Source organism: Curtobacterium sp. MMLR14_010, from assembly GCF_001865015.1.
Taxonomy (GTDB): domain Bacteria; phylum Actinomycetota; class Actinomycetes; order Actinomycetales; family Microbacteriaceae; genus Curtobacterium.
The window spans coordinates 232449-247809 of record NZ_MJGV01000046.1 but is presented as its reverse complement, the minus strand read 5'-3'; the positions used below and the strand labels follow the sequence as shown (position 1 = coordinate 247809).

The window sequence follows — 15361 nt, the reverse complement described above, 5'->3', positions numbered from 1 at the left end:
GGGGGGTCCTCTCGAGGTGGTGCGGGTGCAGGGCAGGCAGGTCAGGCGGCGGTGAGCGCCCGCTGCTGCCAGCGGGTGACGGCGTCGGCGAGGACGGTCAGCGGGACCGCGCCGTTGCCGAGCACGGTCGCGTGGAAGTCCCGGATCGAGAACGCGTCGCCGAGGGCCGCTTGCGCGCCGGTGCGGAGCCGGAGGATCTCGCGTCGGCCGATCATGTACGCCAGCGCCTGTCCGGGCCAGGCGATGTAGCGGTCGACTTCGCTCCTGACGTGTTCGTCCGTCGTCGCGGTGTTGTCGAGCATGAACTGCACGGCGCGTTCCCGGGACCAGCCGAACGCGTGCATGCCGGTGTCGACGACCAGGCGGCAGGCCCGGACGGCCCGCATCGAGAGCATCCCGAGCCGCGACAGGTCGTCGGAGTACAGGCCGGCGTCGTCCGCGAACTGCTCGGAGTACAGCCCCCAGCCCTCGTTGAAGCTGCAGGCCTCGACGTCGAGGTGCCGCCGGTAGCGCGGGATGTCCAGCCGCTGCGCCATCGCGAGCTGCATGTGGTGGCCGGGGACCGACTCGTGGAACGTCAGGGCCTCGTACTCGTAGCGGTAGTGCGTCTCGGGCGCGCTGGCGTTGATGCAGAAGGTGCCAGGGCGGCTGCCGTCGACGGCGGGCGGACGGTAGAACCCGAGCGCACTCGACGCGGCGTCGACCTCGTTGATCGGTTCGATCGCGCAGTCCGTGATGTCGTCGGCGGGGAAGTACTGGTCGCGCACGGCCTCCGCGCGGGCGAGGGCGTCGTGCGCCACGGCCAGGATCTCGTCGCTCGAGCGGAACCGGAGCGCCGGGTCGTCGCGGAGTCGTGTGGCGATGGCGGTGAAGTCCCGCAGCCCGAACAACCGGTCCCCGATCTCGGCGGCCTCGGCGCGGATGCCCTCGAGCTCCTCGAGCCCGATCCGGTGCACCTCGTCCGGGGTCAGGTCGGTCGTGGTGTGCCGGGCGACCGCGGCGACGTAGCCCTCGGTCCCCCCGGGCACCTCGCTGATGCCGACGTGCTCGTCGTCACGGGCCACCGGCAGCAGTGCGCGCAGTGCCTCGGCGAGTGCGGCCATCCCGGGGCGGACGGACTGCGCGACGAGGTCCTCCGACTGTGCGACCAGCGACGACGCCTCGGCCACCGTCGCGGTGTGGGCGGGCTCCAGCAGCGGGTCCTCCGCGAGTGGCAGCGCCAGGTAGCCCTCGAGCTGCTCCACGGCGTGCAGGACGCCCATCCGCGTCGGGACCCGGCCGGCGGCGGCTTCGTCGGCGTACCGCTCCCCCAGCGCGACGAACATCGCACCGAGACCGGCGAGCCGGGACGTGTACCGGGCCGCTGCGGCACGGTCCGGGACCGTCATCGCGGGCACGGCCTGGAACACGAGGCCCTGCCGGCTGACGTAGCCCTTGGCCGAGGCGTTCGCCGCCCAGAGCGCGTGCCGGGCGTCGTCCGCCGCGCCGCGGGCCAGCGCGACGAGCACGTCGCGGTCCGTGCGCCCGGCGTCGTCGAGGTCCTCCTCCGGCAGCGCTGCTGCCTCCTGCGCCACGGTGTCGAGCTCGGCAGCCGCGCGCTCGCTGGCGGCGCGCGACGGGTCCCCCGGCAGGTGGTCGAACTCCGTGATCCCGAGCAGGGTCGCGTTGTACGGGTCGTACGTGTGCTGCGCGACGAAGTACCGCTCGCCGAGGGCGTGCAGTCGGGTGGCCGAGTCGGTGGTCAAGGGTCCTCCAGAGGACAGGAGCAGGGACGGACAGGAACAGGGACGGACAGGAACAGGGACGGACAGGAACAGGGACGGACAGGAGCAGGGACGGACAGGAACAGGGACAAGACGGACTGGAGGCTCACGGAGCCGACTCAGAAGAGCGAGTGGCCGCCGTCGACGGAGAGCGTCTGCCCGCTCACCCAGCCGGCGTCCGGCGCGACGAAGAACGACACCGCGCGGGCGATGTCCTCGGGGGTGCCGGTCCGGCGCACCGCGATCCGCTCGACCAGGGCGCGCTGGCCCTCGGGCCCGTAGGAGTCCCACTGCGCCTGCGTCGTCGGGTTCGAGAGCACGAAGCCGGGGGCGATGCAGTTCGCGGTGATGCCGTACTGGCCGAGCTCGTGCGCCATCTGCCGGGTGAAGCCGATCTGGGCCGCCTTGGCCGCGGTGTACGCCTGGATCCCGGTCAGGCTGACGCTGCGCCCGGCACCGGAGGCGATCATCACGATCCGACCCCACCCGCGCGGCTTCATGCTGCGCACGGCGGCGCGCGTGCAGTTCCGCGTGGTCGTGAGGTTGGCGTGCAGGACGGCGTCCCAGGCCTCGTCCGAGAGCTCGTCGATCGGGGTGTGCGTCTGCCCGACCACGCCACCGGCCACGTTCACCAGGACGTCGACGGGTCCGAGCGTGGCGAACCAGGCGTCGGTCGCCGCGGTGTCGCTGAGGTCGACGTCGTCCCGGTCCACGCGGTGCACGACGGCGCCGTCGGCGGCGAGCCGGTCCGCGATGCCGGACCCGATGCCCTGGGCTGCACCGGTGACCACCGCGACCCGACCTGCGAGTGTCTCTCCGAGCCTCCCGGCCGTGACCGCGCTCACAGCGCGCCCCCGGTCCCCGGCAGGGCGAGCGCCTCGACGTTGCCGGCCCCGACCTCGCGGGGGCCGGTGTCGTCGCGGACGTCCTCCTCGGCGTGCGCAGCGCGCGAGGCGCGGGTGATCCGCACCGACTCCTCCCACTGTCGCATCCGCTCCAGCCCGCGGGGCCCGGCAGCGCGCAGCACGCCCTCGACCAGGGCCTCGATGAGGACCAGCAGGGGTGTCATGGAGTCGAACGGGATGCCGTCGACGGTGACCGGGAGCACGATGTCGGCGCTCTCGACCACGGGCGACAGCGACGTGTCGGTGATGAGCAGCACGGTCGCGCCCTGGCGCTTCGCCGCGGCCGCCGCCTGCTGCGCGACGAGCTCGTGCCGGCGGAAGTCCATCACGACGACGACCCCGCCCTTGCCGAGCTGCAGGAACCGGCCGACGTCGTGCCCGAGCGGCTCGGCGACGAAGTCGACGTTCGGCAGGATCTGGTCGAGCTGCGCCGCGAGCACCATCGCGAAGTACCGGCTGAAGTACCCGCCCAGCAGCGCGACCTGCTTCGGGCGGTCGGCGAGCACGGCGACCGCCCGGTCGAACTCGCTCGGCGGGACGCTGGTGCCGAGCGACTCCACGAGGGCGACGCGGTCCGCGATGGCGCGGCCGAGGGTGCCGCCGTCGCCGAGCGCGATGCCCTCCTGCGAGCGGCGGAGTGGGCTGTTGAGGTGGTCGGCGATCTCGTCGCGGACCCGGGCCTGGAACTCCGGCCAGCTGCCGAAGCCGAGGCGGCTCGCGAGCCGCAGGACCGTCGGCGTGCTCGTCCCGGCGGTGCGGGCCAGGCTCGCGGCGCTCTCCGTGCCCGCGGTGGGCCAGGCGGCCAGCAGGGCGCGGGCCACCTTGCGCTCCGCCGGGCTCAGCTCGTCCATGCGGGCGAAGACCTCGTCGTTGATGGGCATCCCAGCTCCTCCTCGTCGTCGGTGGTGGTCGTGTGCTCGTGCTCGCGAGCCTGGCAGGTCCGACCGGACGGACGCCCGGACGGGCGCCCGCCCGCGGCTCAGGTCCGCAGCACCAGCCCGCTGCCGTCGTCGAACGCCGCGAACATCGTCGGCGAGTTGTGCGCCACGACGACCCGGCCGTCAGCACCGACCGCGACGAGCCCGCCGCTGGCGTGCTCCTCGGTCAGCTCCTGCTGGATGGTCGCGGCCACGGCGTCGGGCAGCACGCTGCCGCCGTACCGCATCCGCGCGACGATGTCGTAGGACACCACCCCGCGGATGAACGCCTCACCCTCGCCGGTGCACGAGATCGCGGCGAACCCGTCGAGCGCGTAGGTGCCGGCACCGATGATCGGCGAGTCGCCGACACGGCCGTCCTCCTGGTTCGCCATGCCACCGGTCGACGTCGCCGCCGCGATGGAGCCGGTCCGGTCGCGGGCGACCGCCCCGACGGTCCCGTGGCGGGGTGCCACGAGCCGGTCCGCCAGGATGCGGGCGAGCTGCGCCTGCCGCGCCTCGGTCACGAAGTAGTCCTGCTCCGCGGTCGTGAGTCCCCAGGACTCGACGAGGGCGCGGGTCGGGTGGACCAGGAGCAGGTGGGCGGACCGTTCCATGACGGCGCGCGCCAGGTGCACGGGGTTGCGGGCATGCCGGGAGGCTGCGATCGCCCCCGCCAGACCGGTCCGGCCGTCCATCACGGCCGCGTCCAGTTCCACCTCGCCGTCGGTGGTCAGGGCGGCGCCCCGCCCCGCGTTGAAGAGCGGGTCGTCCTCGAGCTGTTCGACGGTCGCGCAGACCGCGTCGAGCGCGGTGCCGTCCTGGTCGAGGACCGCTTCGCCGGCCCGGTAGGCACGGGTCAGGCCCGCCTCGAAGCGCTCGCGCTCCTCGGCGGCGAGCTCCTGGATGCGTCCGCCGGCACCACCGTGCAGGGCGAGCGACCAGCCGCGGACCGCCGGCACGTCGAACAGGACCGTGTCCCGGGGTGGGGCGATGGACTCCTCGGCGGGCATCAGCGTCCTCCGGCCTGGCGGGTGATGTAGTTCACGGCGACGAAGCGTGTGAACACCGACAGCAGGTCGTCGCCGCTGATCGCGATCGTCCTGGTGGCGATCCGGTCGACACCGCCGACCCAGGTCGCGACGTCGGCCATGTCCGCGGTGGCGACGTCGAGCTCGAGCGTGGCCGGTGCGTCGATCGACCGGTCGCGCATCTGGGGGATCCGCTCGACGGCGGTCTTCGCGGCCTCGCGGATCCGGCGGCAGGACTCGGTCGGGTGCAGGGCGTCGGCGCTGGCCCGGGTGATCGAGGTCTTCGTCACGACGTGCTCGGCGTCCGGTGCGAAGGGCTCGGTCTCGTCCCAGGTGACCTCGTCGCCGGTGACCAGGGCGATCGGCACACCGTGGTGGGACGTGACGAGGGCGTTGATGCCGCTCTCCCCCACCCAGGTGCCGTTCACGCGGGCGCCGGTGAACACCTCGGGGTTGTACGTGTGCGACAGGACCGAGGGTGCGCCCGAGATCGAGCCGTGGTAGCCGACCAGGAACGCCCCGTCGACCGACGAGTCGAGCCCCTGCATCATGTACATCGGCTTGTGGCGGCCGGTGATGAACCGCACCTTGTCCGGGTGCACGACCGCACGCGGGTCGAGGTTCGACATCCGGCTGTGCGAGTCGTTGAGCAGCACCTCGGTGGCACCGCCGGCGACGGCGCCCTCGATCGCGGCGTTCACCTCGTCGAGGAGCAGTGCGCATCCCTGGGCGTAGCCGTCGCTGCCGGGGCGGCACTGGTCCCAGTCGACGATGCCGGCGACGCCTTCCATGTCGTACGAGATCCAGATCTTCATGCGGACGGTTCCTCCTGGTGGTACGCGGCCGAGGCGGCCGGTGCGGCTGGTGCGACCTCGTCGAGGTCGGACTCGACGACCCGTTCAGGGTCGAGGAGCACGTCGGGACGGGTGAGTGCTGGGTCGTCGGGTTCGATCGCGGGTTCGCGGAGCGGGTCCACGTCCCCGAGCTCCGCTGAGCGGATGCACGCGGCGACGTGCGGTGCCTGCGGTGCCGTCGCCTGCGCGGCGGTCGTGTCGACACCGCGAGCCGACGTCGGGACCGGTGCCGAGCCTCCAGGCCGGGTGCCGAGCACCAGCGGGACCGGCGCGAGCGCGGGGTCCGTCGTGCGGCACGCGTCCACGGCGTACGGGCAGCGGGGGTGGAACCGGCAGCCCGTCGGGATGTCGAACGGGCTCGGCGGGTCGCCCTGCAGGGCGAGCCGGGCCGTGACGCTCTCGGCGCCCATCCGCGGGATCGAGTCGATGAGCGCCCGGGTGTACGGGTGCCGCGGGTTCCGGAACAGCTCGTCGGTGTCGGCGACCTCGACGATCCGGCCGAGGTACATCACGGCGACCCGCTGGCTGAGGTGCTGCACGACGGCCAGGTTGTGCGCCACGAACAGGATGCTCAGGCCGAGCTCGCGCTGCAGGCGGGCGAAGAGCTCGAGGATCGTCGCCTGCACGGACACGTCGAGCGCCGACACCGGCTCGTCCGCGATGAGCACGTCGGGGCGGACCGCGATGGCCCGGGCGATCGCGATGCGCTGCCGCTGCCCACCGGAGAACTGGCTGGGGTAGGCGTCGAGCGCGTCCTCCTCGAGCCCCACGAGGTTGAGGATGCGGATGCTCTCCGCACGGACCTCGGCCCGGGGGACGATGCGGTGCAGCAGCAGGAGCTCCCGCAGCATCGAGCCGACGGGGATCCGCGGGTTCAGGGACGAGTACGGGTCCTGGAACACCATCTGGATCCGCCGCGAGGCGTCCTTGTCACGGTGCACCGGCACGCGCTCGCCGTCCGCGTCGAGGGTCCCGGTGGTGGCGGTGACGCTGCCGACCAGGATCTTCGCCAGGGTCGACTTGCCGGAGCCGGACTCCCCCACCAGGGCGAGGACCTCGCCGCGGCGGAGCTCCAGGTCGACGCCGTCGAGGGCGGTCAGCGCGGTGCGGGTGGAGCGCCGCATCCGGTCGATGACCGTGACGGGGAGTTGGTAGCGCTTGGTGACCGACTCGGCGCGGAGGACCGGGGCGGTGCTGGTGCTGGTGCTGGTGCTGGTGCTCGTGATCGTGCTGGTGCTGGTGCTCGCGTTCATGCCAGGACCTCCACGGGCTCGCCGGGGGCGGCGGAGCCTATCTCGTGTGTGCGGATGCAGGCGGCGGTGCGGCCGGGGCCGACGTCCTCCTGCGCGGGCATCGCCGTCGTGCAGGCCTCGATCGCGAAGCGGCACCGCGGCGCGAAGGGGCATCCATCGGGTCGTGCAGCGACGTTCGGCGGGAACCCCGGGATCGGTATCAGGGCGCGGTCGGGGTCGTCGAAGTCCGGCGCGGACTCGAGCAGGCCCCGCGTGTACGGGTGTCGGGGATCCCGGAAGACGTCCTTCACCGGGCCGGCCTCGACGCGGTGCCCGGAGTACATCACCGCGAGCTCGGTGCAGGTCTGGTTCACCACGGCGAGGTCGTGGGTGACGAACGCCAGCGCGGTGCCGGTCTCGTCGCAGAGTTCCTCGACGAGCTGGAGGACCTGGTGCTGCACCGTGACGTCGAGCGCGGTCGTCGGCTCGTCGCAGAGCAGCAGGCGCGGGGAGCACGACAGCGCCATCGCGATCATGATGCGCTGCCTGAGCCCGCCGGAGAGCTCGTGCGGGTACGCCCGTGCCCGGCGTGCCGGGTCCGGGATGCCCGTGCGGCGCATCATCTCGACGGCCAGCTCCGCGGCGGCCGTGCGGGAGAGGCCGAGGTGTCGGCGCGGCCCCTCGGCGATCTGCTCGCCGACGCGGACGACGGGGTTCAGCGCCGTCATCGGCTCCTGGAACACCATCGCGATCTGCGGGCCCATGAGCTTCCGACGGGCGGTTGCGGACATGCCGCCGAGGTCCTCGCCGCGGTACCGGATCGCCCCGGAGAGCACCTCGACGCCCTTCGGCAGCAGCCCGGCGATCGCGCGGAGCGTCAGGGACTTCCCGGAGCCGGACTCCCCGACGATGCCGAAGCGCTCGCCGGGTTGGATCGCGAAGGACAGGTCCTCGACGATGCGCACGTCGTCGCGGCCACGACGGCGGATGCCGATCGTCAGGGCCTCGACCTCGAGCAGTGGGGCGGTCATGCGCGGTCCTTCCGACTGGACGCTGGTGTCGGTGCTCGTGTTCGTGCTGGTGCTGGTGTTCGTGCGCGTGTTCGTGTTCGTGTTCGTGTTCGTGCGCGTGCTGGTGCTGGTGCTGGTGTTCGTGCGCGTGTTCGGCATGTCAGCGCCTCCGGTCGGGGCTCAGCAGGTCGCTGATGCCGTCGCCGAGCCAGGACAGGCCGAGGCTCGTGACGACGACGACCAGCCCGGGGATCGTGGTCTGCTGCCACTGCGTGGTGATGAACTCCTGGCCGTCCACGATCATCGAGCCCCACTCGGCCGTCGGCGGCTCGATGCCCAGACCGAGGTAGCCGAGCGTGACGATCGCCATGATGTCCATCACGATGTCGCTCATCGCGTAGATCACCGCCTGGCTCATCACGTTGGGGGCGATGTGGCGGACGAGCAGCCGGGTGTGGGACATGCCGCCGAGTCGTGCCGCGACGACGTAGTCCTGCTGGCGGGCGACGATGACCTCGCCGCGGACGATCTTGGCGTAGGAGACCCACGACACTGCCGCGATCGCGAGGTAGATGCTCGTCTCCCCCGCGCCGAGGACGAAGACCAGCACGATGACCATGACGTAGAACGGGAACGCGAAGAACACGTCGACGATGCGCATCAGGATGGTGTCGACGATGCCGCCGACGTACCCGGCGATCGCCCCGACGACGCTGCCGACGACGAACGGGATGAGCACGGCGAGGAAGCCGACGCGGAGGTCGACGCGGGCGCCCCAGATCAGCCGGGAGAGCACGTCGCGGCCGTACTTGTCCGTGCCGAGCCAGTGTGCGGCGCTCGGGGACTCGAGGGCCTGCTCGAGGTGCTGGGCGATCGGGTCGTACGGCGCGATCACCGGGGCCAGCACGGCGACGAGCACCAGCAGGCCGACGATGACGATGCCGGCCATCAGGGAGCCGTTGCGGTACCAGGCGCGGAGCGACCGGGACCGCGACGCACGACGGCGCTGCTTGAAGCCCACGAGCGCGGCGGTGGGGGTGGTCATGGGGTGGTGCCTCCGGCCAGGTCGACCCGCGGGTCGAGCATCGTGTAGACGACGTCGGTCAGGATCCCGACCACGACGACGAAGATCGCGACGAACAGGGTGACGCCCTGGATCGTCGGGAAGTCGCGGGAGAAGATCGCGTTCACCATGAGCGAGCCGAGGCCCGGCAGCGCGAAGACCTTCTCGATGACGAGCGAGCCGCCGACCAGGTACCCGAGGTTGACGCCGATGATCGACACCGTCGGGATCGCCGCGTTCCGGAGCACGTGGTCGCGGAACAGCGGCAGGCCGGCGGCGCCCTTCGACTTCGCGGTGCCCGCGTACTCGGACTCGAGCACCCCGATCATCGACGCCCGGAGGCTCCTGATGATCGTCGGGGACATCGCGATGGCCAGCGTCAGCGCCGGCAGGAACAGGAAGTACAGGTGGGCGCCGGCACCGTCGCCGTACCCACCGACGGGGAAGGCCCGCACGTTCACGGCGAGCAGCAGGATCAGCATGATGCCGACCCAGAACTGCGGCATGCCCTGGCCGAGCAGGGTGAACCCGCGGGCGAACAGGTCGCCGGCGCGGTTCGGACGGCTCGCCGCCAGGGAGGCGAGCGGGATGCTGATCAGGAGCGACATCACCAGCGCGAGGCCGAGGAGCGACAGCGTGACCGGCACCGCCTGCAGCACGAGCTGCCCGACGGGGAGCTGGTAGGTCAGGCTCGTGCCGAGGTTGCCGTGCACGATCTGCCCGAGGAACCGGAAGTACTGCTCCCACAGCGGCCGGTCCAGGCCGAGCTGTTCGGTCAGCGCCGCGACGCTGGCCTTCGTCGCCCGTTCGCCGAGGAGCGCGAGGGCCGCGTTGCCCGGCAGCAGGTGGGAGAGGAAGAACACGATGATGGTCACGCCGAACGCGACCGGGACGGCCTGCAGGAGCCGTCCGGGGATGAACCGGAGCCGGTGGAGCATGACTGCCTTTCCGAGAGGGGCGGTGGGGTCCGACCGGCGCCGGACCCCACCGATGTCGGGGTCCGACCGGCGCCGGACCCCACCGGTGTCGGGATCCGGCGGTCGGCCAGACCCCGACGGAGTCACTTCGCCTTGGAGACGTCCTCGAGCTGGTAGTTGCCGAGGGGCGTCACGTGGAAGTCGTTCACCTTGTCGGTGGTCGCGAACACGTAGGGCGAGTAGTACAGGGACGCCAGGAAGGCGTCGTCACCGGTCTTCTGCTGCAGCTCGGAGTACAGCTCCTGGCGCTTGGCCGGGTCCGTCTCCTTCTGGGCCTTCTTGTTGATCGCGATGACGTCCGCGTTGTCGTAGTTCGTGAAGGCCGAGTTCGACCCGCCCTCGGGGTCGACCGCGAAGGAGGTCCACTCGTCGGGGTCCGGGATGTCCATCGTCCAGGCGGACCAGGCCATGTCGAAGTCGCCGGCCAGTCGGGCTTCCTTGTTCGCCGTCGGGTCGAGCTGCTTGATCTTCATCGTGATCCCGATCTCCTTGAGCTCGGACTGCATGATCTGCGCGATGGAGGTCTGGTTCGGGTCACCCGACCGGATGAGCAGCGTCGTCGTGAACCCGTCGGGCTTCGACGACTTCGCGAGCTCGGCCTTCGCCTGCTTGACGTCGTACGTCGGGCCCTCGGCCTTGGCGTCGTAGTACGGCGTCCCGGGCGACAGCAGCGAGTTCGCCGTCGTGCCGTTGCCGAACAGCACCGCCTTGACCATCGCCTTGCGGTCGAGGGCGAAGGCGATCGCGCGGCGCACGTGGACGTCGTCGAACGGCTTGCGCTGCTGGTTGAACGCCACGTAGTCGATCTGCGTCGACTTGAACGTGTCCGCCTTGACCCCGGCCGCCGACTTCAGCGACGACAGGCTCGACCAGTCCGGCGTGTCGTCGATGTCGACCTGACCGCCTTGCACCTGGAGCTTGCGGGTGTTGGCGTCCGGCACGACGGTCCACTTGACACCGTCGAGGTACGGCTTGCCCTTCTGCCAGTAGTCGTCGTTCGCCGTCAGGCTGAGCGACTGCCCCTTCTTCCAGGACTCCCACACGAACGGGCCGGTGCCGATCGGGTGCGTGTAGAACTCCTTCTTCGACTCGCCCCCGTAGTTGTCGGGCACGACCGCGTTGCTGAACAGCGACAGGTCGGCGATGAGCGGCGCCCACGCGTACTTCAGGTCGATCTGGACGGTCTCGTCGTCGACGGCGCTGACCTTGTCGATCGCCGCGTTGATGTAGCCCCAGCCGGACGAGCCGGTGGCGGTGTCGGCGTTGATCGAGAAGACGACGTCCTTCGCGGTCATCGGGTCCCCGTTGGAGAACTCGACGCCCTTGCGGAGGTGGATCGTGTACTTCTTGCCGTCCTCCGACGCGTCGTAGCTCGTCGCCAGCCACGGCTCGAGCTTCTTGCCGTCCGCGCTCACGTTGAACAGCGGCTCCATGATCTGCTGCATCACGTGGATGGAGTTGTTGTCGAAGGTCGTGGTGTTGTCCATCGAGATGATGTCGGCGGACCGAGCCATCGTCAGGACACCGCCCTTCGGGTGGCCGCCGGCGGCGGTGCCGGTGGTGTCCGCCGAGCCGCCGGCGCTGCAGCCCGCGAGGACCAGGGCTGCTGCCGCCGTCATCGCGGCCACGGCCGCTCGATTCCGTTGTCTCATCGAATGCCTCTTCGCTTCTGTGCACCGGTGATCGGTGCGGTGTCCGTGTCGGGGAGGTGGAGCGATTGGTGCTGTAGTGATGATTACAGTACGACAGGATCTTTTCCGTTTTGTTACGTTTGGAAGACGATGCACCACGGCACCCCGAAGATCGCGCTCCGCCCCTTCCGTCCCGACGACGCCGACACCGTCGTCGCCTGGTTCGACGGACCCGAGGACGCCCTCGCCGTGGCCGGCACCGGAGCGCCGTGGCCCTACACGGCAGCGGACCTGGTCGCCGCATCGACGGGCGACGACCGACACCCGCTGACCGTCGCGCCCGTCGACGACCCCGACGCCGTCCTGGGGCACGTGGCGGTCGTGCGCGTCACCGCGACGACCGGACGGCTGGCACGGATCGTCCTCGCACCACGACTCCGTGGACGAGGCCTCTCCGGTGCACTCGTGGCGCTCGCCGTGGCCGAGGCCCGGTCGCTCGGCCTGACCGAGCTCGCCCTGTTCGTCGTGCCGGGCAACACCCCGGCGCTGCGGGCCTACGCGGCCGCCGGGTTCGTGCACGCCGAACCGGACCAGGAGCACCCGGAGTACGTGCGGCTGGTCCGGTCGTGGTCGTCGCCGTGAACGCCACCGGCACCAGTCCCCGGACATGACGGAACCGCGGCCCGGACACCGCACCGCGTCGCTGCGGGGTGCTGTGTCCGGACCGCGGTCCGGTGGGTGACGAGCGGGGCTCAGGCCTCGGAGGTCGGCACGTCCTCCGCGTCGATCTCGAGCGCCGTGCGCTCCTCGCCCTGCTCCTCGACGGTGCTGGAGGCCGTGTCCGGCTGCTCCGGTGCGTCTGCCTGCGTGGTCTCTTCTGCCGGATCCGGCTGGCTGTAGCTCATGCGCGGCACGCTACGCGCGCGGGCCTGGGGACGGGTGCGCGGTGCGTCCAGCGGTCACCCGCCGCCGGACGGGAGGCTCGCGATGCGTCCGCTCACGCGCTGCGGCCGCGCTCGCCCTCACGGCGCGGCCGCTTCGCGCCCCGCTGCGTGCTTCGCGCCCCGCCGCGCACGGGCGCGATGTCCGTACCGGGGCGCATCGGAACCTGATCCAGCGCACGGCCACCGGTTACCCCCTCCGGACGGGAGGCGCGCCGCGCGTCCGCCACCGAACCTCCCGTCCGGCAGTGGGGGGCGCGCATCGGCGCCGCACAACGCACGTCGGTGCCGCGCCTGTCCGCACCACGTCCGGACGGGAGGCTCACCCCGCCTCCGTCACCGAGCCTCCCGTCCAGGGGTGGGCGGTCGCCGCGTGGCGCGCATCGGCGCCGCACAACGCACGTCGGCTCGAACCACGGCCATCCGTGGTTCGAGCCGACATCGACGGTGCCACGCCACGTCGCGCCGCGACCGCGTCGTGCCGGCCGCCGCCGCTCCGCGCCCCGCTCCGCGCCCCGCGGCGCGCATCGCGCCCCGTCGTGCGCGGGCGCGATGCCCGCACCGGGGCGCGACCGTCTCCGACGCACACGGTGCCGCACCACCCCCGCGACGGAACGGCCGGTCAGGCCCCGACGTACGCGGCCAGGTGCTGCCCCGTCAGGGTCGAGCGTGCGGCGACCAGCGCGGCCGGCGTGCCCTCGAACACGACCTGACCGCCGTCGTGACCCGCGCCGGGCCCGAGGTCGATGAGGTGGTCGGCGTGCGCCATCACGGCCTGGTGGTGCTCGATCACGACGACGGTCCTGCCGGCGTCGACCATCCGGTCGAGCAGGCCGAGCAGCTGCGCGACGTCCGCCAGGTGCAGGCCGGTCGTCGGTTCGTCGAGGACGATCACCCCGCCGGGCTCCCCCAGGTGCGTCGCGAGCTTCAGGCGTTGGCGTTCCCCGCCCGACAGCGTGGTGAGCGGCTGGCCGATCGTCAGGTAGCCGAGCCCGACGTCGGCGAGCCGGGTGAGCAGGGTGTGGGCGGCCGGGAGACGGGACTCCCCCGTGGCGAAGAAGTCGAGGGCCTCGGCGACGGACATCGCCAGCACCTCGCTGATGTCCTTGCCGCCCAGGCGGTACGCGAGCACCGACTGGTCGAACCGTCGGCCCTCGCACTCCGCACAGGTCGTGGAGACGCCGGCCATCATCCCGAGGTCGGTGTAGACGACGCCGGCACCGTTGCATGCGGGGCACGCACCCTCGGAGTTGGCGCTGAACAGCGCGGGCTTGACACCGTTCGCCTTCGCGAAGGCCTTGCGGATCGGTTCGAGCAGCCCGGTGTACGTGGCGGGGTTGCTGCGCCGGGACCCGCGGATCCCGCTCTGGTCGACGGTCACGACGTCGTCACGGTGGGACAGCGACCCGTGGACGAGCGTGCTCTTGCCGGAGCCGGCGACGCCGGTCACCACGGTCAGGACCCCGAGCGGCACGTCGACGTCGACCTCGCGGAGGTTGTGCCGGTCGGCGCCGCGGATCTCGATCACGCCGGTGGGTTCGCGCACGGTCGCCTTCACCGTGACGCGGTCGTCCAGGTGCCGCCCCGTCACCGTGTCGCTCGCGCGCAAGCCGTCGACCGGTCCCTGGTAGCAGAGCGTGCCGCCGCCGGCGCCCGCCCCTGGGCCGAGGTCGACCACGTGGTCCGCGATCGCGATGACCTCCGGCTTGTGCTCGACGACCAGCACGGTGTTGCCCTTGTCCCGGAGGCGCAGCAGCAGCCGGTTCATCCGCTCGATGTCGTGTGGGTGCAACCCGGTGCTCGGCTCGTCGAAGACGTAGGTGATGTCGCTGAGCGAGGACCCGAGGTGCTTCACCATCTTCACGCGCTGCCCTTCGCCGCCGGAGAGCGTGCCGGTGGGACGGTCGAGCGACAGGTAGCCGAGTCCGATCTCGACGAAGGCGTCCACGGCGTCGCGGAGCCCGTCGAGCAGCGGACCGACCGATGGCTCGTCGAGGCCGTGCAGCCAAGCGGCCAGGTCGGTGATCTGCATCGCAGCGACCTGGGCGATGTCCTTCCCGTCGATCTTCGACGACCGGGCGATGTCGTTGAGCCGGGTGCCGTCGCAGTCCGGGCACGTGGTGAACGTGACCGCGCGGTCGACGAAGGCGCGGATGTGCGGCTGCATCGCCGTGCGGTCCTTCTGCAGCAGCGACCGGCGGACCCGCGGCACGAGGCCCTCGTACGTCATGTTGATGCCGGCGATCTTCTGCTTGGTGGGCTCGCGGTACAGGAAGTCCTGCCGCTCCTGCTCCGTGAAGTCGCGGATGGGCTTGTCGCCGGGGTAGTAGCCAGACTCGGCGTACATCCGCACGTTCCAGCCGTCGGTGCCGTAGCCCGGGACCGTGAGCGCGCCGTCGGTGAGCGCCCGCGAGTCGTCGAAGAGCTGCGACAGGTCGATCTCGCTGACGCTCCCCCGTCCTTCGCACCGGGCGCACATCCCGCCGAGCCGACTGAACGAGACCTTCTCGGCCTTTGCCTCTGTCCCACGCTGCACGGTGATGGCACCACCCGCGGTGACCGTCGCGAGGTTGAACGAGAACGCGTTGGGCCCACCGATGTGGGGCTGGCCGAGCCGGCTGAAGAGGAGCCGCAGCATCGCGCTGGCGTCCGTCGCGGTGCCCACCGTGGAGCGCGGGTCGGCACCGATGCGTTCCTGGTCGACGACGATCGCCGTGGTCAGACCGTCGAGCAGGTCGACGTCCGGCCGTCCCAGCGACGGCATGAAGCCCTGCACGAACACGCTGTACGTCTCGTTGATCATCCGCTGCGACTCCGCGGCGACGGTGCCGAAGACGAGCGAGCTCTTGCCCGACCCGGACACCCCGGTGAAGACGGTCAGCCGGCGCTTCGGCAGGTCGACGTCGACGTCACGCAGGTTGTTCTCGCGCGCGCCGCGCACCCGGATGCGGTCGTGGCTGTCGGCGATGCGGCCCGTGCTGGTGTCCATGGCGGTCAGGCTAGCGCCACCGGTCCGCCGCACGAAGGGCTCTGGACG

The 15361-nt window shown here is 71.6% G+C and carries 13 protein-coding genes; 1 reads left to right on the top strand and 12 read right to left on the bottom strand.

Annotation, left to right across the window (positions count from 1 at the left end; genetic code table 11):
• Window positions 1-41: 41 nt before the first annotated feature.
• From BIU98_RS09660 to BIU98_RS09615, 10 genes are all read right to left on the bottom strand, one after another.
• Entirely contained in the window at window positions 42-1745 is a 1704-nt protein-coding gene (locus tag BIU98_RS09660; protein WP_175481330.1) for a DUF885 family protein, read from the bottom strand.
• 137 nt (window positions 1746-1882) lie between these two features.
• A complete protein-coding gene (locus BIU98_RS09655; RefSeq protein WP_217635689.1) occupies window positions 1883-2554 on the bottom strand; it encodes an SDR family NAD(P)-dependent oxidoreductase in 672 nt (223 codons plus the stop codon).
• A 50-nt stretch (window positions 2555-2604) separates the two neighbouring features.
• The gene (locus BIU98_RS09650) at window positions 2605-3549 is read right to left on the bottom strand and encodes a MurR/RpiR family transcriptional regulator (RefSeq protein WP_071275345.1); all 945 of its coding nucleotides are present in this window, start codon (window positions 3547-3549) and stop codon (window positions 2605-2607) included.
• A 98-nt stretch (window positions 3550-3647) separates the two neighbouring features.
• Window positions 3648-4598: an isoaspartyl peptidase/L-asparaginase family protein gene (locus BIU98_RS09645; RefSeq protein WP_071275343.1), complete on the bottom strand. Its 951-nt coding sequence runs from the start codon at window positions 4596-4598 to the stop codon at window positions 3648-3650.
• The gene (locus tag BIU98_RS09640) at window positions 4598-5431 is read right to left on the bottom strand and encodes a M55 family metallopeptidase (RefSeq protein WP_071275341.1); all 834 of its coding nucleotides are present in this window, start codon (window positions 5429-5431) and stop codon (window positions 4598-4600) included. Before BIU98_RS09640 ends, BIU98_RS09645 begins: the two co-directional genes overlap by 1 nt.
• Window positions 5428-6723 carry an oligopeptide/dipeptide ABC transporter ATP-binding protein gene (locus tag BIU98_RS09635; protein ID WP_083393143.1) on the bottom strand — a complete coding sequence of 432 codons (1296 nt, stop codon included), beginning with the start codon at window positions 6721-6723 and terminating at the stop codon, window positions 5428-5430. The genes BIU98_RS09640 and BIU98_RS09635 overlap by 4 nt, the downstream gene beginning before the upstream one ends.
• On the bottom strand, window positions 6720-7871 hold the full coding sequence (locus BIU98_RS09630; protein WP_254787840.1) for an ABC transporter ATP-binding protein: 1152 nt from the start codon (window positions 7869-7871) through the stop codon (window positions 6720-6722). Before BIU98_RS09630 ends, BIU98_RS09635 begins: the two co-directional genes overlap by 4 nt.
• Window position 7872: 1 nt before the next feature.
• Window positions 7873-8757: an ABC transporter permease gene (locus tag BIU98_RS09625; protein WP_083393142.1), complete on the bottom strand. Its 885-nt coding sequence runs from the start codon at window positions 8755-8757 to the stop codon at window positions 7873-7875.
• Window positions 8754-9713: an ABC transporter permease gene (locus BIU98_RS09620; RefSeq protein WP_071275339.1), complete on the bottom strand. Its 960-nt coding sequence runs from the start codon at window positions 9711-9713 to the stop codon at window positions 8754-8756. The genes BIU98_RS09625 and BIU98_RS09620 overlap by 4 nt, the downstream gene beginning before the upstream one ends.
• Window positions 9714-9835: 122 nt before the next feature.
• Window positions 9836-11404 carry an ABC transporter substrate-binding protein gene (locus tag BIU98_RS09615; protein ID WP_083393141.1) on the bottom strand — a complete coding sequence of 523 codons (1569 nt, stop codon included), beginning with the start codon at window positions 11402-11404 and terminating at the stop codon, window positions 9836-9838.
• A gap of 129 nt (window positions 11405-11533) precedes the next feature.
• On the opposite strand from BIU98_RS09615, the gene BIU98_RS09610 reads away from it, so the two are divergent.
• Window positions 11534-12025 carry a GNAT family N-acetyltransferase gene (locus BIU98_RS09610; protein ID WP_071275335.1) on the top strand — a complete coding sequence of 164 codons (492 nt, stop codon included), beginning with the start codon at window positions 11534-11536 and terminating at the stop codon, window positions 12023-12025.
• 110 nt (window positions 12026-12135) lie between these two features.
• Here BIU98_RS09610 and BIU98_RS19420 read toward each other — a convergent pair whose 3' ends face one another.
• On the bottom strand, window positions 12136-12288 hold the full coding sequence (locus BIU98_RS19420; RefSeq protein WP_175481329.1) for a hypothetical protein: 153 nt from the start codon (window positions 12286-12288) through the stop codon (window positions 12136-12138).
• Between the two features lie 658 nt (window positions 12289-12946).
• Complete coding sequence (locus tag BIU98_RS09605; protein ID WP_071275333.1) at window positions 12947-15313, bottom strand: excinuclease ABC subunit UvrA; 2367 nt, start codon at window positions 15311-15313, stop codon at window positions 12947-12949.
• Window positions 15314-15361 lie beyond the last annotated feature (48 nt).